A 20746-nucleotide genomic window follows, 5' to 3' on the forward strand; every position below is an offset into this window, starting at 1 on the left:
CATGCCGACCATCGGGGCAGTACACACGCTAGCGGCGCTGCTGGCCAGCGGCGAAGTCGCCGGCAAGCGCGTCTTTATCCGCGCGGACCTCAATGTGCCGCGGGATGCCGCCGGGGACATCACCGACGACACCCGCATCCGCGCCTCGGTGCCTGCCATCGAAGCCTGCCTGCAAGCCGGCGCGGCGGTCATGGTGACCTCGCACCTGGGGCGGCCCGTGGAGGGCGAGCCGGATCCGCGCCACAGCCTGGCGCCGGTGCGCCGCCGCCTTTCTGCGCTGCTGGGGCGCGAGGTGCCGTTGCTGGCCGGCTGGGTCAACGGCGGCTTCGACGTTCCTCCGGGCCATGTGGTGCTGCTGGAGAACTGCCGCGAGAACAAGGGCGAGAAGTCCAACAGCGATGAACTCGCGCAGAAGATGGCCAGGCTGTGCGACATCTACATCAACGACGCCTTCGGCACGGCACACCGCGCCGAGGCGACCACCCACGGCATCGCCAAATACGCGCCGGTGGCCTGCGCGGGCCCGCTGCTGACCGCCGAGATCGAAGCGCTGGGCCGTGCGCTGGGCCAGCCGGCGCGTCCGCTGGTTGCCATCGTGGCGGGCTCCAAGGTATCGACCAAGCTCTCCATCCTGAAATCGCTGGCTGCCAAGGTCGACCAGCTTATCGTGGGTGGCGGCATCGCCAATACCTTCATGCTGGCGGCCGGCCTGAAGATCGGCGGCTCCCTGGCCGAGTCAGGCCTGGTGGCGCAGGCCCGCGCCATCATCGAGATGATGGCCGCGCGCGGTGCCGCGGTGACCATCCCCGTGGACGTGGTGTGCGCCAAGGCGTTGGGCGCCACCGCCGCCGCCACAGTGAAGCGCGCCGATGATGTGGCCGGCGACGACATGATCCTGGACCTCGGACCGGACACAGCAGCGCTACTGGCCGGGCAGCTCATGGCGGCCGGCACCATCGTTTGGAACGGGCCGGTGGGCGTGTTCGAGTTCGACCAGTTCGGAAACGGCACCAGGGTGCTGGCGCAAGCCATCGCCGCTTCGAAGGCGTTCTCGATTGCCGGTGGCGGCGACACGCTGGCCGCCATCGCCAAGTACGGCATTGCCGCGCAGGTTGGCTATATCTCGACCGGTGGCGGCGCCTTCCTGGAATTCCTGGAGGGCAGGAAGCTGCCGGCCTTCGATGTGTTGGAGCAGCGTGCCGCAGCGTGAGGCGCGTCCGCTCTGGATTGCCGATCCTAGCGAATCTGAGTCAACGAATCTGAGTCAACGAGTCTGAGTAAACTTAAGGAGTTGCATCATGTCACTCGTATCCCTGCGCCAGTTGCTGGACCACGCGGGAGAGTTCGGCTACGGCGTGCCGGCTTTCAACGTCAATAACCTCGAGCAGATCCACGCCATCATGGAAGCCGCCGAAGAGACCGGCAGCCCAGTCATCCTGCAGGCCTCGGCCGGCGCGCGCAAGTATGCCGGCGAGGCCTACCTGCGCCATATGGTGCAGGCCGCGGCGGAGACGCATCCGGATATTCCCATCGTGCTGCACCAGGATCACGGCTCCAGCCCGGCGGTGTGCCAGGCCTCGATCCGCTCGGGCTTTACCAGCGTGATGATGGACGGTTCGCTGCGCGAAGACATGAAGACGCCGTCGGACTACGGCTACAACGTCGACGTGACCCGCCGCGTCTGCGAGATGGCGCATGCCGTAGGGGTATCGGTCGAGGGCGAACTGGGCTGCCTGGGCTCGCTCGAAACCGGGCAAGCCGGCGAGGAGGATGGCGTCGGCGCCGCTGGCATCCTGTCGCACGACATGATGTTGACCGACCCGGACCAGGCGCGCGACTTCGTCGCCCGCACTGGCGTGGATGCGCTGGCCATTGCCATCGGCACCAGCCACGGCGCCTACAAGTTCTCGCGCAAGCCGACCGGCGACATCCTGGCGATGGACCGCATCCGCGAGATCCATCAGAAGATTCCCAGCACCCACCTGGTCATGCATGGTTCCAGCTCGGTGCCGCAGGAGTGGCTGGAGATCATTCGCCAGTACGGTGGCGAGATCAAGGAAACCTATGGCGTGCCGGTCGAGGAAATCCTGCGCGGCATCAAGACCGGCGTGCGCAAGGTGAATATCGATACCGATATCCGCCTGGCCATGACCGGCGCCATCCGCAAGTCCCTCGCCGACGACCGCAGCGAGTTCGATCCGCGCAAGGCACTGCTGGCGGCCAAGAAGGGCGCCAAGGGCGTGGTACGCCTGCGCTTCGAGGCGTTCGGCTGTGCCGGGCAGGCGGCGAGGATCAAGCCGGTACCGCTGGAGAAGATGGTGCCGCGCTACCGCTAGGCGAGGCGAGCAGTCCCGCGTGCCCGGCAAAGCGCCAGACCGTCCCCGCACTATGGAGCGCGGGCGCGGTCTGGCGCTTTATCTCTTTGCGCGGATCGAAGCGCGGCGCGGGACAGCTTGTGTGCCATGCCTGTCGCAGACTGTCACCATGGCGCAAGTGCCGGCACCCCGTTATTGGCCGCGCCGTGCTGGCACGGAACGTGAGTGTGCCAAGGCGGATTCTGCAGCCTTGGAGTGGCTATGTGGGTAGTAAAACTCGGCGGCAGCCTCGGCCGCGACCCGTTGTTGCGCGAGTGGTTGCAGGAGTTGAGCGAACTCGGCGGCGGCCGCATCGTGGTGGTGCCGGGCGGCGGCGGCTTCGCGGAGCAGGTTCGCGAGCACCGGGCGCAGTGGGCATTCGACCATGTGGTGGCGCACAATATGGCGGTGCTGGCCATGGCCCAGTATGGGCTGATGATGCAGGGCATGTGCCCCGGCATGTCGCTGGCGGTGCACGAGAAAGACATTCAGGGCGTGCTGCGCAACGCCGGCGTGGCGGTGTGGGCGCCGTTTTCGCTGTTGCGCGAGCAGGCCGACGAGATGACGCACCCGGGCGTCGGTTCGGACAGCATGGCCGCGTGGCTGTCGAACCGCCTCAACGCCGAGATGCTGCTGCTGGTCAAATCCACGCCGGCCGATGCCGGCCAGGCGGTGGAGCAATATGCCGCGCAAGGGCTGGTGGACCGGCGCTTCGCGCATTTCACGCACGGCGCGCCATATCCTATCGAATTTCTGCACAAGAGCGAACTGGCACGCATGCGCGAACTGCTGCTGCATCCGGCAGCCGGATGCAGCTACTAGCTACGGTGTGCAATGCTTGATGCGCAGGCCGGCCGAGGTCGGCCTGCGCATGTCCGCCGATCAGCTATGCGCCGCGAATGGATGTGCCGAACTCTGCTTCTTCGCTACCACTTCGGCGGCGCTCGGCCAGCCCCCCACGGCGCGCTGGATGGCTTCGCGCGTGGCCTGGTAGTTGTAGTCCTGGATCTTGGTGTCGTCCTCGGCCTGCCAGTGGATGAACACGCCCACGCTGATAAACAAGTCGTCGGCTTCGGCGGCGGGAATGGTGCCGTCTTCCACGCTATCGGCCACCGCCATTGCAACGCCGCGCTGGGCCGGGCCGAACATCTGCACGGCCTGCTTGGCGCCCTTGATGGTGACCTTGTTGAATAGCACGGTATTGGGCTTGGCCTGCAGGTTCGGCGCCACCACGGCGAGCAAGGAGGTGAAGCCGTCCTTGTTGTTGGTCAGCGCGTTGCAGAAGGCGGTCTCCGCAGCCGAGCCGCGCGGCCCAAGGATCAGGTCGATATGCGCGACCTCGTTGCCGTCGCCGACCAGCGATTCTCCAACACGAACACGATCAATTTTTGCCATTTGCGAGTCTCCCGGATAGAGGATGTTCAGGAAAAGAAAAGAAGGCGCAATGTGTCCCCCCGGGCTTTACCTAACACGTTCCATGCCAAGCCGCGGCGCGGCGCGAAAGGCGGGTCGGCAGGACAGAGCCCAAGGGCGATAGGGGCTGCGGTCATTGCGCTGGCGGCGGTGAGAGCGGCGCAGATGGATGGCCGCCGCGCAGGCGTCTGTGCCAGACGCGTGCCTGATGGGTGACACTCTGTGCGAACGGCAAATCGTGCTTGCACATGCGGCGTGAGAGGCAGAAGCGGGTCGAGACGGAGAGTGCTTACGCACCTGGCAGGCGCGCAAGCTTCCGTGCAGCAGCACTTGGGGATCCGACGGTCGGGTTGGGAGCCCGGCTGGGGCTGGCTAAGCGTGCTGGTGCAGGCTGTGAGGGCCGCCGGCAAGCGCCGTGGGGATGCCGCTGGTGCGGCGGAGTTCATCGTTGCGCGCCTTCAGCAAGGACTGGATCTGCTCGCAGCGCCGGTGCAGCTCGACTTCGGTTGCGGCCTGCGTCAGGCCGGTGGCGGAGACCGAGCAGAAGGGGTGGCCGGCAGCCACATAGCTGCCGGGAACGGGAATGTCGTGGCACCAGCCAGTGCGCATCAGCGCGGCAGTGAGCCTGGCGTTGATCTGCGCGGGGTCTTGCGCGAAGACCAGCTGGAAGCCGCGCACGCCGGCCCGCCGCGCCACCGGTAGCTCGGGCGTCTCGCCGCGGCAGGCCTGCAGGTGCGCGTGCATCAGGCCGAGCGGATAGGCATCGGCATAGAGCGCCATGCTGGCCGGCGGCCGCGGGTTGACTTCGAGCACCATGATGTCCGGCGCCTCGAACAGGAAGTCGATGCTGTTCAGGCCGACCAGGCTGGTTTCGCGCGCGACGCAGTGGATGATCTCGACGAGGCGCGCGGTGGTGCTTGCCGGCAGCATCGCCGGGCCGGCAGCGCCGTGGAACAGATAGGGGCAGTCGTGGTGTGAGCCGATGCGCTGCAGGCTGATGCCGACTAGCTGAACGCCGCGGCGGTGAGCAACAAATAGCGCGGACATCGGCAGGCCGGGGCTTTGCCGCTGGAAATACCGGGTGGCTTGGGCGGCGTCTGCAGCGCAGGCATCCGTGCCGGCCAGCTGGCGGATATGCCAGCCGCCGGTGCCGCCGACAGCTTTGCACAGCCAGCCTGCCGGATCGCGCGGCATCTCCATGGTGGTTTCCGGATGCGGAATGCCGAGCGCGGCCAGCAGCCGGAAGAAGGCGCTGGGCTGCTTGACGCCGCGCACAGTGGCGGCGCTGTTGCCGAGCAGCGGCACCAGCGCGTGGCCGGCTTCGAGCAACTCGGGCAGTTGTTCGAAGCCGCTGCCGGCAACCCAGCCAAACGGATGCTCCGTGTCGCGCAGCCGGCGCAGCGCGGCGAGCACGTGCTCGCCGTCGACCGCCATCGACCCGGTGGCGCCGATCGGCTCCCAGCGCGCCGCGACATGCCGCGTGTCGGCATCGCCGAACAGGTCCAGGGCGGCCACGCGCAAGCCGGCTTGCGCTGCGGACTCGGCCATCATCCGCGATGACAGGGCGGCGACGATGAGGGTCTGGGAGGGCATGGTGGGCCAGGGTAGATCGGAGCGCATTCCGCGGGCGGGCTTCGGCATCTCGGCTGCGATGCTGGCGTCGAAGAGGCGCTCGCATTCGCTACAAAAGCAATCGGCATACCAAGCGAGCCACGCACGTGGGATCGGGGGCGAATCGGGCCTTTTGCAAGCGGCAAGGCCTTGCACTGTCACGGTCTTTGTTCTGCTTTTCACACAGGCTGTCACGCGTCCGGGGGCGCTATTGGACAACGGCGTGATCAGTGGGATGGGTAACGGGTACGAGGGGGCTGCCAGCCCCCTCGGTGCGGCACGCGCAGGGCGGCGACGCTACGACTGCTCGGATGTTTCGGCCTGCGCCAGGTTGATATGCAGCCGATGTATCTTGCGGTACAGCGTGTTCCGGCTGATGGAGAGCGAGCGGGCTACAGTGCTGACGTTCCAGCGGTGCTTGTGGAGCAGGCCGAGGATGGTGTCGCGTTCGTTGAGCTGGATGGCATTGAACTGCGCCAGCGCCTTGGCCTCATCGTCTGGCATTTCGGGCTGTGCCGCCATGGCCGGCTCGCGGGGCGCGCCGGCTTCTCCCGCGCCTTGCACAATTTCCGCCGGCAGGTGCTGGCAAGCGATGGTTTCGCCGTCGCACAGTGCCAGGGCGGTGCGCAGCACGTGGCGCAACTGCCGGAGATTGCCGGGCCAGGGGTAGCGCAGCAGTGCTTGCACGGCGTCCGGCGACAGCGTCGGTGCCTGGTCCGGCTCCGCCTCCTCGGCGAGGATGTGTTGCATCAGCGTGAGCCGGTCGGTGCGCTCGCGCAGCGGCGGCAGGCGCAACTCGATGCCGTTGAGCCGGTAGAACAGGTCTTCGCGGAACTGGCCGCTCTGCACCAGTCCGGCCAGGTTGCGGTGACTTGCGCTGACCAGCTGGAAGTCGACCTTGACCACCGTCTCCGAGCCGAGCGGCGAGACCTGGCGTTCTTCCAGCACGCGCAGCAGACGGGACTGTAATGTCATGGGCATGTCGCCGATCTCGTCCAGGAACAGCGTACCGCCGTTGGCCTGGATGATCTTGCCGCGCCGGCCTTCGCGCTGGGCGCCGGTAAACGCGCCGGCGCGGTAGCCGAACAATTCGCTTTCGATCAGGTTCTCCGGCAGCGAAGCACAGTTGATGGCGACAAAGGCGCGCTCGCGCGCCGGGCTCATCTGGTGCAGGGCATTGGCGAAGACCTCCTTGCCGCTGCCGGTCTCCCCGTGCAGCAGGATGGGGATGCGCCGGGTGATCACGCGCTGCGCCAGCCGGACCTGTGCTTCCATCTGCGGGTCGCCAAAGGCCAGCCTGGTGGACGGTGCCACCGTGGCCGGGTCGCGCGGGACGGCCGCCAGGGGGGCCTCGCTGGCCGCTCGCGGCGCAGCTTGGGCGCTGGCCGCTCTCGCGCCGCCACCGGTGCCGAGGTTCGGCTGCTGGGCCACCATGAAGAAGCGGTTCGACGCGCTCGCGCGATAGACCGGCACCGGATGGAAGGAGTTGCGCGCGCACCGCGCCAGGATCTCGTCGAGCGAGGTCTTGAACAATTCGTCGATCTGTTTGCCGAGCAGGGCGGACAGCGAGCGAAAATCCAGCTGAAACAGCGCGCTGCGATTGGCTGCCAGCACCCTTCCGCTGTCGTCGACCGCGAGCTTGCCTTCGTGCAGGGTGTTGACGAGTTCGGGGCGGCTGTGGAAATGGATCTGGTGTGCGTGCTTGAAACGCTCATCCATCAACCGGTTTTCAATCATCTGGCGGGACATGCCCACCAGCACCAGAGAATGCTGCTGCAGCAACGGCGAGCGGCTGGTGACATCGAGCACGGCGGTCAGTTCGCCACGGTCGTTGAAGATCGGCGAGGCCGAGCACGTCAGCGAGGTGTACTGCGCGAAATAGTGTTCATTCTGACGCACCGCGACCGGCTCGGCTTCGATCAGGCAAGTGCCCATGCCGTTGGTACCGGCCTCGCGCTCGCTCCAGACCGCACCGGTGCGGAAGCCCAGGGGCTCCACGTCCTGCGAGAACCCGACCGACGACACCATATGCACGATGACACCATCCACATCGGTCAGCACCACGGCCAGCTCGGGATCGGCGAGCTGCTGGTAGAGCGTGGTCATCTCCAGCTTGGCGCAGGCAATCAGGTCGCTCATGCGGTCGCGCCGCTCATTGAACTCCGGCTGGGTCAGGATCGGAGGCAGGCGCTGCTGCGCAGGGTCGAGCTGGAAGTCCCGCAGGCAGCGCGCCCAGGAGCGTGTCACCACGGAGCTGTTCTGCGTGCCGCACAACTGTCCATTGACGACATTGAGAATCTGCGCGACATGGTGACTGGCGGACTGAAGTGTTGTCACCGAGCTCCTCCTTTAGCCTGCGGGCTCTTTTGTGCGGTGCAATCTGGCGTGGCGCGAACTGTTGCGATGCCATAGCCGCAGTGCAATCGCTGCGATGCAATAAGGAAACCGGCGCCTGTAGTTCTGCTGATGGAAGCCGATCTTTTGTCAAGAGGTGACACTATAGGCCGGACTTCCGATCGCATCAACGGGGCGGAAACCCTCAGATGCCCCGGCTGCGCCGAATTCAGCGCGCAGCGCGCGTCGCCAACGAAACGCCGCAGGCGCGCAGCGCATCGTCCTGGACGCCGCGATAGCGTTTGGCTGCGTGCTTGCCGTATTCCGGATCGCGGAATATCGCGCCCCCTTCGCCGCCGAGCGTGGCGTACTTTGCGAAGGTAGACGATTCGACATACTCGTCGTATGGCAGCTGCGCCGCGATCCGGTCGATCGCGCACGAACACTTGTGCAGATACACGTAGGCACCGCCGTTCCTTGCCATGCACTCGCCCACATATTCGACGCGGGCGGTGGTGGGGTAGTTGTTGGCGGGCAGGTCTTGTGCGGTTTGCGCGGCGACAGGAACCACGGTCAAAGCCGCTAGCACGCAGGCGAGCTGCCGGAGGCCGAAGATGGAGGGCTGCATGTGGGGGTCTCCTCGTTATGTGCGCTTTCTTTGCAACGTCTTGTGCAATCTTGTCCCAATAACGATGCAAGTCGCGCGCCATCCCGCCACGGCGGCACGCGAACCCGCTATGCCGCCTTTCTGGTCCAGTTCTGACACATATTGTCCCGGCCTCGCGCCTCAGCCTGGAACGAATGCGAGCGCATTGCACCGGCCGGGCCACGCAGCGCGAATGCCCGCCTGGGACGAAGCGTTCAAGACCAACCGCACACTCGCATCGCAAGCGGCGACCGCGCGGCTCGGGCATGGATCGTGCAGAAGCCTGCGCGGCACCTTTCCGACGGCTGCCAGGTTCGCAACCCGCGCAATCAGTTTCAGTTGAAGAGCCAGAGGCGGCGCGCAGGAAGCGGGATCCAGACTTTGTCACGTAAAGAAAGACGGAGGAGACATGAAATTCCGGACCATGATGGTGGGGATGGCGATGCTTGCCACAACCACCGCGTCATTTACCGTACGCGCGGATGCCGAGCTGGACAAGCTGGTGGCCAATCCGGCTAACTGGGCAGCGCAGGCTGGCGACTATGCCAACCATCGCTACAGCGAGCTCAAGCAAGTCAACGCCGGCAACGTGAAAAACCTGCAGGTCGCGTGGACGGTGTCCACCGGCGTGCTGCGAGGCCACGAAGGCTCGCCGCTGGTGATCGGCGACACGATGTTCATCCACTCGCCGTTTCCGAACAAGGTGATCGCGATCAACCTGAAGGACCAGTCCTTCAAGTGGAAGTACGAGCCCAAGCAGGAAAACAACGTGGTGCCGGTGATGTGCTGCGACACCGTCAACCGCGGCCTGGCCTACGGCGACGGCAAGATCCTGCTGCAGCAGGCCGACACCACCCTGGTGGCGCTCGATGCCAAGACCGGCAAGGTCATGTGGACCGTCAAGAATGGCGATCCCAAGGTGGGCGAGACCAATACCAACGCCCCGCACGTCTTCAGGGACAAGGTCATCACCGGCATCTCCGGCGGCGAGTTCGGCGTGCGCGGCCGCCTGCTCGCCTATGACCTGAAGACCGGCAAGAAAATCTGGACCGCTTTTAGCACCGGTCCCGACAACGAGCTGCTGTTCGATCCCGCCACCACCATGACCTGGACCGACGGCAAGATGGCGCCGGTCGGCAAGGACTCCTCGGTCAAGACCTGGAAGGGCGACCAGTGGAAGCTGGGCGGTGGCACCACCTGGGGCTGGTATGCCTACGATCCCAAGCTGAACCTGGTCTACTATGGCAGCGGCAATCCGGGCACGTGGAATCCGGCGCAGCGTCCCGGCGACAACAAGTGGTCGATGACGCTGTTCGCGCGGGACCTGGATACCGGCAAGGCCAAGTGGGTCTACCAGATGACGCCGCACGACGAGTGGGACTACGACGGTGTCAACGAGAACGTGCTGGCCGACCTGAACATCAAGGGCAAGAAGGTACCCACGCTGGTGCACCTGGACCGCAACGGTTTCGGCTACACGCTCAATCGCGAGACCGGCGAACTGCTGGTGGCGGAGAAATACGACCCGACCATCAACTGGGCATCCAAGATCGACATGAAGAGCGGGCGCCCGGTCGTCAATGCCAAGTACTCGCCCGCCACCACGGGCCCGGATGTCAACGTCAAGGGCATCTGCCCGTCGGCGCTCGGCACCAAGGACCAGCAGCCGATGAGCTACGACCGCAAGTCGGGCATTTTCCTGGTGCCGACCAACCACGTCTGCATGGACTATGAACCCTTCCAGGTCGAGTACACCGCGGGCCAGCCCTATGTGGGGGCGACCCTGTCGATGTACGCGACGCCGAAGAGCCATGGCGGCATGGGCAACTTCATTGCCTGGGATGCCGCTGCCGGCAAGATCCTGTGGTCCAAGCCGGAGCGCTTCTCGGTCTGGTCCGGCGCGCTGGCGACGGCGGGCGATATTGCCTTCTATGGCACGCTTGAGGGCTATGTGAAGGCCGTCAATATCAAGGACGGGAAGGAGCTGTGGAAGTTCAAGACCCCCTCCGGCATCATCGGCAACGTCTTCACTTATCAGTTCGAGGGCAAGCAGTACGTCGGCGTCTATTCGGGCATCGGTGGATGGGCCGGCATTGGCATGGCGGCCGGGCTGGAGAAGTCGAACGAAGGCCTGGGCGCGGTAGGCGGCTACAAGGATCTGGCGAAGTACACCGATCTCGGCGGCACGCTGTTCGTCTTCGCGCTGCCGACCACCTGATGCCAGGCTTCTCCATCCCCACGACACATAGTCTGGAATAAGTCAGTGAGGGGGCGGCCCGGCGCGGCCGCCTGCCTCGCGCCCCCACAAGGAGTGAAGAGATGTTCCGTTCCTCAATGGTGATTTTTGCCCTGCTGGCCTGCACCGTGTGCGACGCACAAAGCAAGAGCGACACGGCGCAATCCGCGGCGCCCTATAAGGTAGGCGAAGGCAACAAGGTGGACACCAATACCCTGCAAGGCTGGAAGACCTGGCGGGCCATGGCGTGCGAGCGCTGCCACGGCGCGCAGCAGGAGGGCATGGTCGGTCCCTCGCTGGTCGAGTCGCTGAAGAAGCTGTCGATGAACGATTTCCACAAGATCATGATGGAAGGCCGGATCGACAAAGGCATGCCGAATTTCGGCGGCTCCGACATGATGCAAAAGAACTGGCAGAACCTGTATGGCTATCTCAAGGGCCGCTCGGACGGCAAGATCCAGCCGGGCCATGTCTATCCGGCCGACAAATGATGACCGGGCCGGCGGACAGGAGTCGACGGATGCGCGATGCGAGACTGGCACTGATGGCAATGATGCTGGCGGGCACCCTGGCGGCCGTGCCCGCCGGGGCGCAGGCGCCGCCACCGGACAAGTTGTTGCGGGTCTGCGCCGACCCGAACAGCCTGCCGTCGTCGAACCAGCGCGGCGAAGGCTACGAGAATAGGATCGCCCAGGCCATGGCCAAGGACATGGGCAAGAAGGTGGCATACACCTTCTTCCCGCAGCGCATGGGCTTCGTGCGCAATACGCTGCGTGCCAAGGATCCCGACACCGGCGCCTGGAAATGCGATTTGATCGTCGGCGTGCCCAAGGACTACGAGCTGACGGCGAACACCCAGCCGTATATGCATTCAACCTATGCGCTGGTGTTTCGCCAGCGCGATGCACTGCGCGGGGTGGCCACGCCGGAGGACCTGCTGAAGCTGCCGCCCGAAATCCTGGGCAAGCTGCGCTTCGGCATCTTCTCGCGCGCGCCGTCGGTGGACTGGCTGCTGCGTAACAAGCTGTTCGAGCAGGCGGTGGTCTACCAGCAGCAGAGCGGCGATCCCGACGAAGTGCCGGGCGGCGTGGTCGAGCGCGATCTGCTGGCCGACAAGATCGACATCGCCATCCTGTGGGGACCCATTGCCGGCTACCTGGCCCGCCAGCATGCCGGCGCCGGCGAATGGGTGATGGTGCCGTTCCGGCCCGACCCGCAACTCAAGTTCGATTACGAGATCGCCATGGGCGTGCGCTTTGGCGAAAAGGCGTGGAAAGATGAAGTCGATCGCTGGATTGCCGGCAACCAGGAGAAGATCAATGCGATTCTCGCCAGCTACCGGATTCCCCTGGTGGACGACAAAGGCAATCCGGTCGCGGGCCCGTCCCCCAACCAGCGTTAGGCAGCGTGTTGTTGCTGCGCTGCTGTGCGGCATCACGGGTGCCGTGGCGGCGCCCGCCGGCGCCGCCGACGATCCCATCAAGCCGGCCGAGCAGTTGCTGTTCATGGCCGACCACTTGAAGACGGTGCGGGTTCCCGCCGATCTCATCTACCGCTTTGACAAGGGGGGCAGCCTGGTGCCGGCAGGCAGCGATGAGGTGCACGTCAGGTTGTCGCGCGGCGGCAAGGGCGTGAGCGCGGTCGTCAGCGATGCCTCCGGCACCATGCCATTCGCGGTCGAAGCGCCGCTGCGGGGCAATCCGGTCATCCTCTATTTCCTGGAGAAGGATATCGCCGAAATGCGCCAGCTGACCGGCGGCCAGCCGCGTTATTTCCAGAAGCGGATCCGGCTCGCGCTGGCGCAGGGCCCGGCCATCACCCCGGTGACGGCGGAGCTGGATGGCAAGCCGGTGCCGGCTCGGCAGATCGTGATCCAGCCCTACCTGGACGACCCCAACCACGTCCGCTTCGAGAACCTGGTCGGCAAGCGCTACACCTTCGTGCTGTCCGACCGCGTGCCCGGCCAGGTGCTGCTGCTCAAGAGCGAGGTGCCGGGCAAGGTGTCGGGAGAAACACCGGACCAGGCGCGGGACTTCGCGCGTCCGGTGCAAACCGAGACTTTGCGCTTTCGCGGCACCAAACCATGATGAATCGTGTGAATCGAATGCATGGGAAGCACGCAAGCGAGCGTCGCAGGTTCCTGCGGGCCGGACTGGGCGCGCTTGCCACGCCGTTGCTTGCCGGCATGACGGGCCGAGTCCCGGCCAGCACGGGCAGCATGGCCGACAGGTATCCGTCGCGGCCGATCACGCTCATCGTTCCCTGGCCGGCAGGCGGCGCGACCGACATCACGATGCGGATCCTCGCCGAACTGGCCAGCCCGACGCTTGGCCAGCCGATCGTGGTCGAGAACAAGCCCGGCGTAGGTGGCACCCTGGTGGGCCCCGCGCTGGCTGCGGCAAAGCCGGACGGCTACGTTATCGGCCAGTTGCCGTTGACGCTTTATCGCCTGCCGCACCAGCAGAAAACCAACTGGCAGCCACTGCGCGATATCCAGCCGGTGCTGATGATCTCGGGCGTTACCTTCGGCATCCTGGTCCCGGCCGACAGCCCACTGCGCAGCCTGGGCGACCTGCTTGACTGGGGCCGCGCACACCCGGGCGAACTGACGGTGGGTTCCACGGGGATAGGTACCACGGCGCATCTCGGCATGGAAGACGTTCTCTCGCGCAACGGCATCTCCTATGTGCATGTGCCGTATCGCGGCACTGCCGACCAGATGCTGGCGGTGGCCAATCATTCACTGATGGCCGGCGCCAATTCCACCGGCTTCGCGCCGTTCGTGGCGTCCGGGCAGCTGCGCCTGCTGGCGGTGTTCAGCGAGAAGCGTTCGGCGCGCTGGCCCGAGGTGCCGACCGTGAAGGAGCTTGGCTATCCGGATGCCGTCTATAACTCGCCGTATGGCATCGGCGTGCCGCATGGAACCGACCCGCGCATCGTCAAGCGCCTGCACGATGCGTTTCATCACGCGATGTTCCAGCCTCGTCATATCGCCGAGCTTGCCAAGTACGACCAGGAACTTACCTACCTGAACACGGCGCGATACCAGGCCTACCTGGAGCGGGCCTGGGTCAAGGAGCGTGAATTTGCCGAACGCCTTGGCCTCGGGATCAAGCAGGAGACCTCGTCATGATGCGTGCCCCGGAAGCGGTTTTATTCGCCGATGCGCTGGCCTGCGAAGGCGTGCGCAAGCGGTTTGGCGGTCGGGCAGCCCTCGATGGCGTGTCGCTGCGGGTGCGGCGCGGCGAGTTTGTCGCGTTGCTGGGCCCCAACGGCGCGGGCAAGACCACGCTGTTCCAGATCCTCGCCGGGCTCTTCGTCCAGGACGAGGGCCAGGTTGAAGTGATGGGCGCCGATATGCGTGAGGCGCCGGTCCAGGCTCTGGCCCACATCGGCATCGTGTTCCAGCAACCGGCCATCGATCTTGATCTGTCGGTCGAGGCCAACCTGCGGTTCCATGCTGATCTGCATGGCCTGCCGCGCCGGGAATCGGCGGCCCGGATGGCGCCGTTGCTCGACCACCTGGGCCTGGCGGAGTGGCACGGTACCCTCGTGCGTGAGCTGTCCGGCGGCAACCGGCGCAAGGTGGAGCTGGTGCGCGCGCTGCTCCACCAGCCCGACCTGCTACTGATGGATGAAGCCACGGTGGGCCTCGACCCGGCCTCGCGCATGCAGATCGTCACCGAGGCGCGGCGTCTGGCGACGCAAAGCCGGGTGGGCGTGCTATGGGCGACGCATCTGGTGCAGGAAGTCGAGGCAAGCGACCGCGTCGTGGTGCTGCATCGTGGCCTGGTGCGCTTCGACGGCCCGCCGGCGGATCTGATGCGCGCGGCAGGTGGCGAGAGCCTGGAAGCGGCATTCCTGTCCCTGACCGGGACACCTGAACAGGAGGCGCGGACATGACGAACCGCCATGCGGTGCTGGCCCGCTTGCGGGCGATGTTGCTGGCCGGGCTTTGCCTGGCACCGGGGCCGGGCTGGAGCGCGGGCACCGGCCAGCTCTTCGTCTCGAACGAGAAAGACGGCAGCCTCACCGTGATCCGGGCGGACACGCGCCAGGTGACCGCCACCCTGGCGCAGTGCAAGCGGCCGCGCCACCTGCAGTTCTCGCCGGATCGTACCCGCCTGTACGTTGCCTGCAGCGACGACCACCGTATCGACGTGATCGACGTGGCCAGCCGCAAGACGGTCGGCGCGCTGCGCGTGGGCGAGGATCCGGAAATGTTCGACCTCAGCCCCGACGGCAAGTCCCTTTATGTGTCGAACGAGGAAGACGCCTTGCTGTCGGCCTTCGACGTGGCATCCGGCAAGAAGCTCTTCGAGGTCAAGGTCGGCGAAGAGCCGGAAGGCGTCAAGGCCAGTGCGGACGGCAAACGCGTCTATGTCTGCTCCGAAGTGGCGAACATGGTCCATGTCATCGATGTCGCGGCGCGCAAGGTGGTCAAGAACATCCAGGTCGGAAACCGGCCCCGCCGCTTCATCTTGACGCCGGACGGCAAGGAATTGTGGGTAAGCAATGAACTCGGCGCCAGCGTCAGCGTGATCCGCACCGACGATCTGACGGTGGCGCACACCATCCGGTTCGATCCCAAGGGTTTGCGCGCCGACGACATCACCCCGGTCGGCATGACCCTGTCCAGCGACGGCAAGCGCGCCTATGTGGGGCTTGGCCGCGCCAACCACGTGGCGGTGGTGGATGCCGCCGGCAAGCGCGTGACGGACTACATCCTGGTCGGCAGGCGCGCCTGGGGACTGGGGCTGAACCGCGACAACAGCCTGCTCTATGTCACCAATGGCTTGTCCGACGATGTCAGCGTGGTCGACACGGCACGCAACAAGGCGATCACCACCATCCGGGTCGGGCGGGTGCCGCATTCCGTGGTGATCGACGATTGAAGGAGGGAGACATCATGCGGGGAAACGCTTCCCTATCCTGGCGCCGGCAGGCATTGCCGCTGGCATGCCTGCTGTTGTCGTGGGCCGCCGCCGCGGAGGAAGTGCGCATAGCGGTGGTGTCGCTTGCCGACGATCCGCGCTACGACAGCCGGCAACTGGAGAAGCGCTATCCCGGGCATCCCGAAGGGCGTCCGCTGGAGGGCGCGAAGGTGGCCGCGGCCGAATCGCGCTTCGCGCTCGATGCGGTTGGCGCGACACTGGTGCTGGAGCCGGTTGAAGTCCGCGGCGAAGCCGAAGTCGCCGCGGCCGTGAGCGGGCTGGTCCGCAGGAACGTGAAGTATGTCGTGCTGGACCTGCCGGCGCCTGCCGTCGCTCTGGCCGCAAATACGGTCAAACCGGGGGACGCGCTGCTGTTCAACATAGCCGCCGCGGACGACAGCCTGCGCGGCGCCGGCTGCGCGCCCAACCTGCTGCATACCTTGCCAAGCCTGCGCATGCGCACGGACGCGCTGATGCAATACCTGGCCGCGCGCAAATGGCGCAAGGCACTGCTGCTGTACGGGCCGCTGCCGGCCGACCGGGAGCAGCAGACCGCTTTCCTGCAATCGGCCAAACGCTTCGGGATTGGTTGGGCCGCGCAGCGCCCCTTCAAATTGTCGAACGATCCGCGCGAGCGCGATCTGTCCAACGTGAACCTGTTGACCACCGGGGTTGACTACGACGCCGTCGTGGTAGCGGATAGCGACGGCGAGTTTGCCCGCTCGCTGCCTTATGCCACCCAGCTCCCGCGCCCGGTGGCTGGCGCCAATGGCCTGACCGCACAAGCCTGGCACTGGGCCTGGGAGCGCAACGGCGGGCCGCAGCTCAACCGGCGCTTCAGCAAGGCAGCCGGCCGGCCCATGACCAGCTTCGACTGGGCCGCATGGGCTGCCGTGAAGGCAGTGGCGGCATCGGTGGCGCGCTTGCCGAAAGCCGGTTTCGCCAGGCAGCGTGACGCGCTGGTCTCAGGCGAGGTGGTGGTCGACGGCTTCAAGGGGCCACGCCTGAGCTTCCGCCCCTGGGATGGCCAGTTGCGCCAGCCGCTGTTTCTGTCCCACCCCGATGGCGTGATTGCCACGGCGCCGGTGGAGGGCTTCCTGCACCCTAAGAACAATCTCGACACGCTCGGCGCGGATGCCCCGGATTCAGCGTGCCGCATGACGCGCTGATCGTGCGCTGGGAGACACGATGACGCATCCCGTAATGCATGGAATGCGCGCGCTGCGGGCGGTGGCCGGCCGGGAGATCCGCAAGTTCTTCCACCAGCCGGGCCGGCTGTTCTCGTCGCTGGTGCGGCCCTTGCTGTGGTTCCTGGTGTTTGCCGCCGGCTTCCAGAATGTCTTCGGGGTGGCCATCATCCCGCCATACGAGACCTATATTGAATACAAGGTCTACATGGCGCCCGGGCTGATCGCCATGATCGCGCTATTCAACGGCATGCAGTCCTCGCTGGCGATGGTGTACGACCGCGAGATGGGCGTGATGCGGCTGCTGCTGACGGCGCCGCTGCCGCGCGGCTGGCTGCTGGCCTGCAAGCTGTTGGGCGGCGCGCTGCTGTCCTTGCTGCAGATGGTGGCTTTCCTGCTGGTGGCGATCTGCTTCGGCGTGACGTTCGCGTGGCAGGACCTGCCGGGGGCGTTCGTGGCGATGGCGCTGGCTGCGCTGATGCTGGGCGCGCTCGGCTTGCTGCTGTCGGTGCATGTGCGCCAGTTGGAGAACTTCGCCGGCACTATGAATTTCGTGATCTTCCCGATGTTCTTTATCAGCTCGGCGCTATATCCGCTCTGGAAGCTGGAGGAATCCGGCGCCACCATCGTGTACCAGCTGGCGCGCTTCAATCCGTTCACGCACGCGGTCGAGTCCATCCGCTTCGCGCTGTACGGTCAGGCGCAGTGGACCAGCCTGGCGGTGGTGGCGGGCTGCGCGGTGGCATTCTTCACGCTCGCGCTGCTGGGCTACGATCCGCAGCGCGGCGTAGCGCGGGCCGCGCGAGCTAGCGGTCCGGCCCGCTGAAGCGGCGCGATGCCGCGTCGGCGCGAAACACCAGCGGCACCTCGTGCGGCGTCGCTGGCGGCCCGGCATGGGCGGCAAGGCGTCCATGCATGACTACGTTGCGCACGGTGGCATGATCCGGCGACTTGTCGCAAACAGGATCTGTTCGGCTGGCATCGCCGGTCAGCAGCCAGGCTTGGCAGCGGCAGCCGCCGAGATCGATTTCCTTTTCGTCGCATGAGCGGCACGGCTCGGGCATCCATGCCGTGCCGCGAAAGCGCTGGAAGGCATCGCTGTGGTACCAGATATCGCGCAGCGATTGCGTGCGCACGTTGGGCAGGACGAGGCCGGGCAGCATGCGCGCGGCGTGGCAGGGCAGGGCGGCGCCGTCGGGCGCAATTCCGAGAAACACCGAGCCCCAGCCATTCATGCATTTCTTGGGCCGCTTCTCGAAATAGTCCGGCACCACGAACAGGATGCGGCAGCGCTTGCCGATCCTGGCGCGGTAGGACTCCACCACCGACTCGGCCTCGCGCAACTGCTCCTCGGTCGGCATCAGGGCCAGCCGGTTCTCCCATGCCCAGCCGTAGTACTGCGTATTGGCCAGCTCCAGGTATTCGGCGCCCATCTCCAGCGCCATCTCGATGATGGTGCCGACATGGGCCAGGTTGTGCCGGTGCAGCACGCAGTTGAGCACCATCGGGTAGCCGTGCGCCTTGATCAGCTTCGCCACCCGTTGCTTCAGGTCGAAGGTGCGGGTGCTCGACAGGAAGTCGTTCATCTCCCGCGTGGAGTCTTGGAACGAGAGCTGGACATGGTCAAGCCCCGCCACGCGCAGCGCGCCCAGGCGCGCGTCGGTCAGGCCCACGCCGGAGGTGATCAGGTTGGTGTAGAAGCCCAGTTGCCGGGCATGGCCCACCAGGTCTTCGAGGTCGTCGCGCAGCAGCGGCTCGCCTCCGGAAAAACCAAGCTGGGCGGCGCCGAGCGCGCGCGCTTCCTCCAGCACCCGGCGCCACTTCGCCGTGTCCAGTTCCTGCCCATGGCGCACGTAGTCGACCGGGTTGTAGCAAAAGGCGCAGTGCAGCGGGCAGCGATAGGTCAGCTCCGCCAACAGCCACAGAGGCGGACCCACCGTGGTGGCGGGTCCGCCCGGCTCAGACGAGCCAGCCGCGTTCGCAGGCATGTTTGACAAAGGTGTGTACCTCGGTGGCAATGCCCTGCACGCCGAAGGACGTCTGGAGTTCGTCGATCAGCATGTCGAGCGTATGGGCGCCGTCACAGCGCTGCAGGATGGCGGCCGCGCTGTCGTTCAGCTTGACCATGCCTTCAGGATAGAGCAGCACCCAGGCTTTCTGGGCCTCTTCCCACTGCAGGCGGTAGAGCGGGTCCAGCCGCGGGGTGGCGGCAACGGTGTCCGGCTTGGCGGGGGAGTTCATATGGGATACGCCTTTTCGATGGCGTCCAGCATCGACCACAGGATGTCGAGCTTGAACTGCAGGATTTCCGTGGCGCGCTGCTGTTCGGCCGGCGTGCGGAAATAGTCCAGCGTGACGCGCAGGCCATGGTCGACATCGCGCTGCGCCAGCGGGATGCGCGAACGGAAATAGCTGAGTCCCTCGGCTTCGATCCACGGGTAATGCTGCGGCCAGCCGGCCAGCCGTTCCTTGTGGATGGCGGGCGCGAACATCTCGGTGAGCGATGAGCACACCGCTTCCTGCCACGGCGCGCGCCGCGCGAAATTGACGTAGGCGTCCACCGCGAAGCGCACCCCGGGCAGCACCAGCTGTTGGGACCACAGCGCCTCGCGCGTCAGCCCCACGGCTTCGCCGAGGCGGCTCCAGGCTTCGATGCCGCCGGGCTCGGTGGCGGTGCCATCGTGGTCGAGGATGCGTATCACCCACTCGCGCCGCGTTTCGCGCTCGGGGCAATTCGAGAGGATGGCGGCATCCTTGAGCGGGATATTGATCTGGTAGTAGAAGCGGTTGGCTACCCAGCCCTGGATCTGTTCGCGTGAGCATTGGCCGCTCGCCATGCGCCGGTTGAAGGGGTGATGGATGTGGTAGCGCGATTCCAGCGCGCGCAACCGCGCTTCGAAGGCCGTGCGCTCGGCGTCGGGGATCGCTTGCGGGATGGGTTGGGGGTGTGGTGCGGGCGTCACAGGGCGATCTCCATGCCGTCATAGGCCACCTCGATCCCGTGCGCGGCCAGTTCGCGGCGCGCCGGCGAGTCCTCTACCAGGATCGGGTTGGTATTGTTGATATGAATCAGGATCTTGCGTGCCGCCGGCGCTTCGTCCAGCGCGGCAATCATGCCGAGCGGGCCGGACTGCGCCAGGTGGCCCATATCGCGGGCCAGCTTGGACGACAGGCCGAGCCGCCGCATTTCATCGTCGGTCCAGAAAGTGCCGTCGACCAGGATCACATCGGCCTGGGCGAGTTCCGCGCGCACGTGCGGCTCGATGCTGCCCAGCCCGGGCGCGTAGAACACGCGCTTGCCGCCGGCGCTGACGATGCGCAGGCCGATATTGTCGCCACGCTGCGGCGCAGCGCGGTTGGGGGAGTAGGGCGGCGGTTTGCTGTCCAGGGCGATCGCATGCAAGGTGAGCCCCGCGAGCGGCGGCACGGTGAAGGGGCTTGCGTCCAGGGGCAGCGGATGGGTTTCCAGGGTGCAGTAGTGGGACAGGATGCGGGACAGCGGAAAACCTTCGCTCAGGTCCTGCAGCACCGGGGCCGTGGCATAGACCGGCAGCGCGCTGCGGTGCTCGCGCAGCATCAGCAGGCCGGTGACATGGTCGATCTGCGCGTCCATCAGCAAGACGGCGGCGATTCCGGTGTCGCGCGCCGCGCGGGCCGGCTGCAGCGCCGGGGTGGCGCGGATCTGCGCAAGGATGTCGGGCGAGGCGTTGACCAGCAACCATTGCACGCCGTCCTCGGATAGCGCGATCGAGGATTGCGTACGTGCGGTGGCGGCAATGGTGCCGCGACGCAGCCCGTCGCAGTTGAAGCAGTTGCAGTTCCATTGGGGAAAGCCGCCGCCGGCAGCCGATCCCAGTACCCGAAGTGTCGTCATGGCCTGGTGTTTGTCCAGTCAGGGCCAAGGAAAAAGCCCGCCGGCCGGCGGGCTTTCCCGGATTCCAGCCGTCCGCCGGATCAGCGGTTGGCAATGTACATGGTGATCTCGAATCCGTACCGCATATCGATGTATGCGGGAGTGGTCCAGGTCATTG

At 66.0% G+C, this 20746-nt stretch carries 21 protein-coding genes; 12 read left to right on the top strand and 9 right to left on the bottom strand.

Features of this window, described 5'->3' with window-relative positions; translation table 11 throughout:
* The first annotated feature begins 1 nt into the window (after position 1).
* The 3 genes from AC1DQR_RS06540 (at position 2) to AC1DQR_RS06550 (ending at position 3176) form a co-directional block, all read left to right on the top strand.
* Positions 2–1210 (top strand): phosphoglycerate kinase, encoded by a 1209-nt coding sequence (locus AC1DQR_RS06540; RefSeq protein ID WP_416048526.1) that lies wholly within the window; start codon positions 2–4, stop codon positions 1208–1210.
* Between the two features lie 88 nt (positions 1211–1298).
* Positions 1299–2336 carry a class II fructose-bisphosphate aldolase gene (gene fba, locus AC1DQR_RS06545; protein ID WP_416048527.1) on the top strand — a complete coding sequence of 346 codons (1038 nt, stop codon included), beginning with the start codon at positions 1299–1301 and terminating at the stop codon, positions 2334–2336.
* A 240-nt stretch (positions 2337–2576) separates the two neighbouring features.
* Positions 2577–3176 carry an amino acid kinase family protein gene (locus AC1DQR_RS06550; RefSeq protein WP_253932661.1) on the top strand — a complete coding sequence of 200 codons (600 nt, stop codon included), beginning with the start codon at positions 2577–2579 and terminating at the stop codon, positions 3174–3176.
* Positions 3177–3236: 60 nt separating this feature from the next.
* Here the strand turns inward: AC1DQR_RS06550 and fae are convergent, their stop codons facing one another.
* The 4 genes from fae to AC1DQR_RS06570 form a co-directional block, all read right to left on the bottom strand.
* Positions 3237–3749, bottom strand: a complete 513-nt coding sequence (fae, locus tag AC1DQR_RS06555; protein WP_253932662.1) for a formaldehyde-activating enzyme — start codon at positions 3747–3749, stop codon at positions 3237–3239.
* 390 nt (positions 3750–4139) lie between these two features.
* Complete coding sequence (locus AC1DQR_RS06560) at positions 4140–5360, bottom strand: ATP-grasp domain-containing protein (RefSeq protein WP_416048528.1); 1221 nt, start codon at positions 5358–5360, stop codon at positions 4140–4142.
* A gap of 315 nt (positions 5361–5675) precedes the next feature.
* A complete protein-coding gene (locus AC1DQR_RS06565; protein ID WP_416048529.1) occupies positions 5676–7715 on the bottom strand; it encodes a sigma-54-dependent Fis family transcriptional regulator in 2040 nt (679 codons plus the stop codon).
* A 226-nt stretch (positions 7716–7941) separates the two neighbouring features.
* Complete coding sequence (locus AC1DQR_RS06570; RefSeq protein ID WP_309408468.1) at positions 7942–8340, bottom strand: hypothetical protein; 399 nt, start codon at positions 8338–8340, stop codon at positions 7942–7944.
* 427 nt (positions 8341–8767) lie between these two features.
* On the opposite strand from AC1DQR_RS06570, the gene AC1DQR_RS06575 reads away from it, so the two are divergent.
* The 9 genes from AC1DQR_RS06575 to AC1DQR_RS06615 all read left to right on the top strand — a co-directional run bounded on the left by AC1DQR_RS06575 (position 8768) and on the right by AC1DQR_RS06615 (position 17541).
* Positions 8768–10576: a methanol/ethanol family PQQ-dependent dehydrogenase gene (locus AC1DQR_RS06575; RefSeq protein WP_416048530.1), complete on the top strand. Its 1809-nt coding sequence runs from the start codon at positions 8768–8770 to the stop codon at positions 10574–10576.
* A 101-nt stretch (positions 10577–10677) separates the two neighbouring features.
* On the top strand, positions 10678–11085 hold the full coding sequence (locus AC1DQR_RS06580) for a c-type cytochrome (protein WP_416048531.1): 408 nt from the start codon (positions 10678–10680) through the stop codon (positions 11083–11085).
* Positions 11086–11114: 29 nt separating this feature from the next.
* Positions 11115–11996 (top strand): quinoprotein dehydrogenase-associated putative ABC transporter substrate-binding protein, encoded by an 882-nt coding sequence (locus tag AC1DQR_RS06585; RefSeq protein ID WP_416048532.1) that lies wholly within the window; start codon positions 11115–11117, stop codon positions 11994–11996.
* 43 nt (positions 11997–12039) lie between these two features.
* Positions 12040–12681 carry a hypothetical protein gene (locus AC1DQR_RS06590; RefSeq protein WP_416048533.1) on the top strand — a complete coding sequence of 214 codons (642 nt, stop codon included), beginning with the start codon at positions 12040–12042 and terminating at the stop codon, positions 12679–12681.
* Positions 12682–12779: 98 nt separating this feature from the next.
* On the top strand, positions 12780–13727 hold the full coding sequence (locus AC1DQR_RS06595; RefSeq protein ID WP_416050480.1) for a tripartite tricarboxylate transporter substrate binding protein: 948 nt from the start codon (positions 12780–12782) through the stop codon (positions 13725–13727).
* Positions 13724–14497 carry an ABC transporter ATP-binding protein gene (locus AC1DQR_RS06600; protein ID WP_416048534.1) on the top strand — a complete coding sequence of 258 codons (774 nt, stop codon included), beginning with the start codon at positions 13724–13726 and terminating at the stop codon, positions 14495–14497. The genes AC1DQR_RS06595 and AC1DQR_RS06600 overlap by 4 nt, the downstream gene beginning before the upstream one ends.
* Before the next feature lie 35 nt (positions 14498–14532).
* Complete coding sequence (locus AC1DQR_RS06605; protein ID WP_416050481.1) at positions 14533–15489, top strand: PQQ-dependent catabolism-associated beta-propeller protein; 957 nt, start codon at positions 14533–14535, stop codon at positions 15487–15489.
* Between the two features lie 14 nt (positions 15490–15503).
* Positions 15504–16697 (top strand): ABC transporter substrate-binding protein, encoded by a 1194-nt coding sequence (locus AC1DQR_RS06610; protein WP_416048535.1) that lies wholly within the window; start codon positions 15504–15506, stop codon positions 16695–16697.
* Positions 16698–16716: 19 nt separating this feature from the next.
* Positions 16717–17541, top strand: coding sequence for an ABC transporter permease (locus AC1DQR_RS06615; protein ID WP_416048536.1), 825 nt, complete (start codon positions 16717–16719; stop codon positions 17539–17541).
* Here the strand turns inward: AC1DQR_RS06615 and pqqE are convergent.
* The 5 genes from pqqE to pqqA all read right to left on the bottom strand — a co-directional run bounded on the left by pqqE (position 17522) and on the right by pqqA (position 20744).
* Positions 17522–18703 carry a pyrroloquinoline quinone biosynthesis protein PqqE gene (pqqE, locus tag AC1DQR_RS06620; protein WP_416050482.1) on the bottom strand — a complete coding sequence of 394 codons (1182 nt, stop codon included), beginning with the start codon at positions 18701–18703 and terminating at the stop codon, positions 17522–17524. The two genes, AC1DQR_RS06615 and pqqE, sit on opposite strands and share 20 nt — an antisense overlap.
* The gene (pqqD, locus tag AC1DQR_RS06625) at positions 18675–18956 is read right to left on the bottom strand and encodes a pyrroloquinoline quinone biosynthesis peptide chaperone PqqD (RefSeq protein ID WP_253932673.1); all 282 of its coding nucleotides are present in this window, start codon (positions 18954–18956) and stop codon (positions 18675–18677) included. Before pqqD ends, pqqE begins: the two co-directional genes overlap by 29 nt.
* Entirely contained in the window at positions 18953–19651 is a 699-nt protein-coding gene (gene pqqC, locus AC1DQR_RS06630) for a pyrroloquinoline-quinone synthase PqqC (protein WP_416050483.1), read from the bottom strand. The genes pqqD and pqqC overlap by 4 nt, the downstream gene beginning before the upstream one ends.
* A gap of 23 nt (positions 19652–19674) precedes the next feature.
* Positions 19675–20589 (bottom strand): pyrroloquinoline quinone biosynthesis protein PqqB, encoded by a 915-nt coding sequence (gene pqqB, locus AC1DQR_RS06635; protein WP_416048537.1) that lies wholly within the window; start codon positions 20587–20589, stop codon positions 19675–19677.
* A gap of 80 nt (positions 20590–20669) precedes the next feature.
* A complete protein-coding gene (gene pqqA / locus AC1DQR_RS06640) occupies positions 20670–20744 on the bottom strand; it encodes a pyrroloquinoline quinone precursor peptide PqqA (RefSeq protein WP_081862393.1) in 75 nt (24 codons plus the stop codon).
* Between the last annotated feature and the right edge of the window lie 2 nt (positions 20745–20746).

The organism is Cupriavidus sp. 05L411 (assembly GCF_056398045.1).

Excerpts from the sequence above, each read along its gene's own strand:
- AC1DQR_RS06540 (WP_416048526.1), top strand. The coding sequence starts at position 2 with ATGCCGACCATCGGGGCAGTACACACGCTAGCGGCGCTGCTGGCCAGC.
- fba (WP_416048527.1), top strand. The coding sequence starts at position 1,299 with ATGTCACTCGTATCCCTGCGCCAGTTGCTGGACCACGCGGGAGAGTTC.
- AC1DQR_RS06550 (WP_253932661.1), top strand. The coding sequence starts at position 2,577 with ATGTGGGTAGTAAAACTCGGCGGCAGCCTCGGCCGCGACCCGTTGTTG.
- fae (WP_253932662.1), bottom strand. The coding sequence starts at position 3,749 with ATGGCAAAAATTGATCGTGTTCGTGTTGGAGAATCGCTGGTCGGCGAC.
- AC1DQR_RS06560 (WP_416048528.1), bottom strand. The coding sequence starts at position 5,360 with ATGCCCTCCCAGACCCTCATCGTCGCCGCCCTGTCATCGCGGATGATG.
- AC1DQR_RS06570 (WP_309408468.1), bottom strand. The coding sequence starts at position 8,340 with ATGCAGCCCTCCATCTTCGGCCTCCGGCAGCTCGCCTGCGTGCTAGCG.
- AC1DQR_RS06575 (WP_416048530.1), top strand. The coding sequence starts at position 8,768 with ATGAAATTCCGGACCATGATGGTGGGGATGGCGATGCTTGCCACAACC.
- AC1DQR_RS06580 (WP_416048531.1), top strand. The coding sequence starts at position 10,678 with ATGTTCCGTTCCTCAATGGTGATTTTTGCCCTGCTGGCCTGCACCGTG.
- AC1DQR_RS06585 (WP_416048532.1), top strand. The coding sequence starts at position 11,115 with ATGCGCGATGCGAGACTGGCACTGATGGCAATGATGCTGGCGGGCACC.
- AC1DQR_RS06595 (WP_416050480.1), top strand. The coding sequence starts at position 12,780 with ATGACGGGCCGAGTCCCGGCCAGCACGGGCAGCATGGCCGACAGGTAT.
- AC1DQR_RS06600 (WP_416048534.1), top strand. The coding sequence starts at position 13,724 with ATGATGCGTGCCCCGGAAGCGGTTTTATTCGCCGATGCGCTGGCCTGC.
- AC1DQR_RS06605 (WP_416050481.1), top strand. The coding sequence starts at position 14,533 with ATGTTGCTGGCCGGGCTTTGCCTGGCACCGGGGCCGGGCTGGAGCGCG.
- AC1DQR_RS06610 (WP_416048535.1), top strand. The coding sequence starts at position 15,504 with ATGCGGGGAAACGCTTCCCTATCCTGGCGCCGGCAGGCATTGCCGCTG.
- AC1DQR_RS06615 (WP_416048536.1), top strand. The coding sequence starts at position 16,717 with ATGACGCATCCCGTAATGCATGGAATGCGCGCGCTGCGGGCGGTGGCC.
- pqqE (WP_416050482.1), bottom strand. The coding sequence starts at position 18,703 with ATGCCTGCGAACGCGGCTGGCTCGTCTGAGCCGGGCGGACCCGCCACC.
- pqqD (WP_253932673.1), bottom strand. The coding sequence starts at position 18,956 with ATGAACTCCCCCGCCAAGCCGGACACCGTTGCCGCCACCCCGCGGCTG.
- pqqB (WP_416048537.1), bottom strand. The coding sequence starts at position 20,589 with ATGACGACACTTCGGGTACTGGGATCGGCTGCCGGCGGCGGCTTTCCC.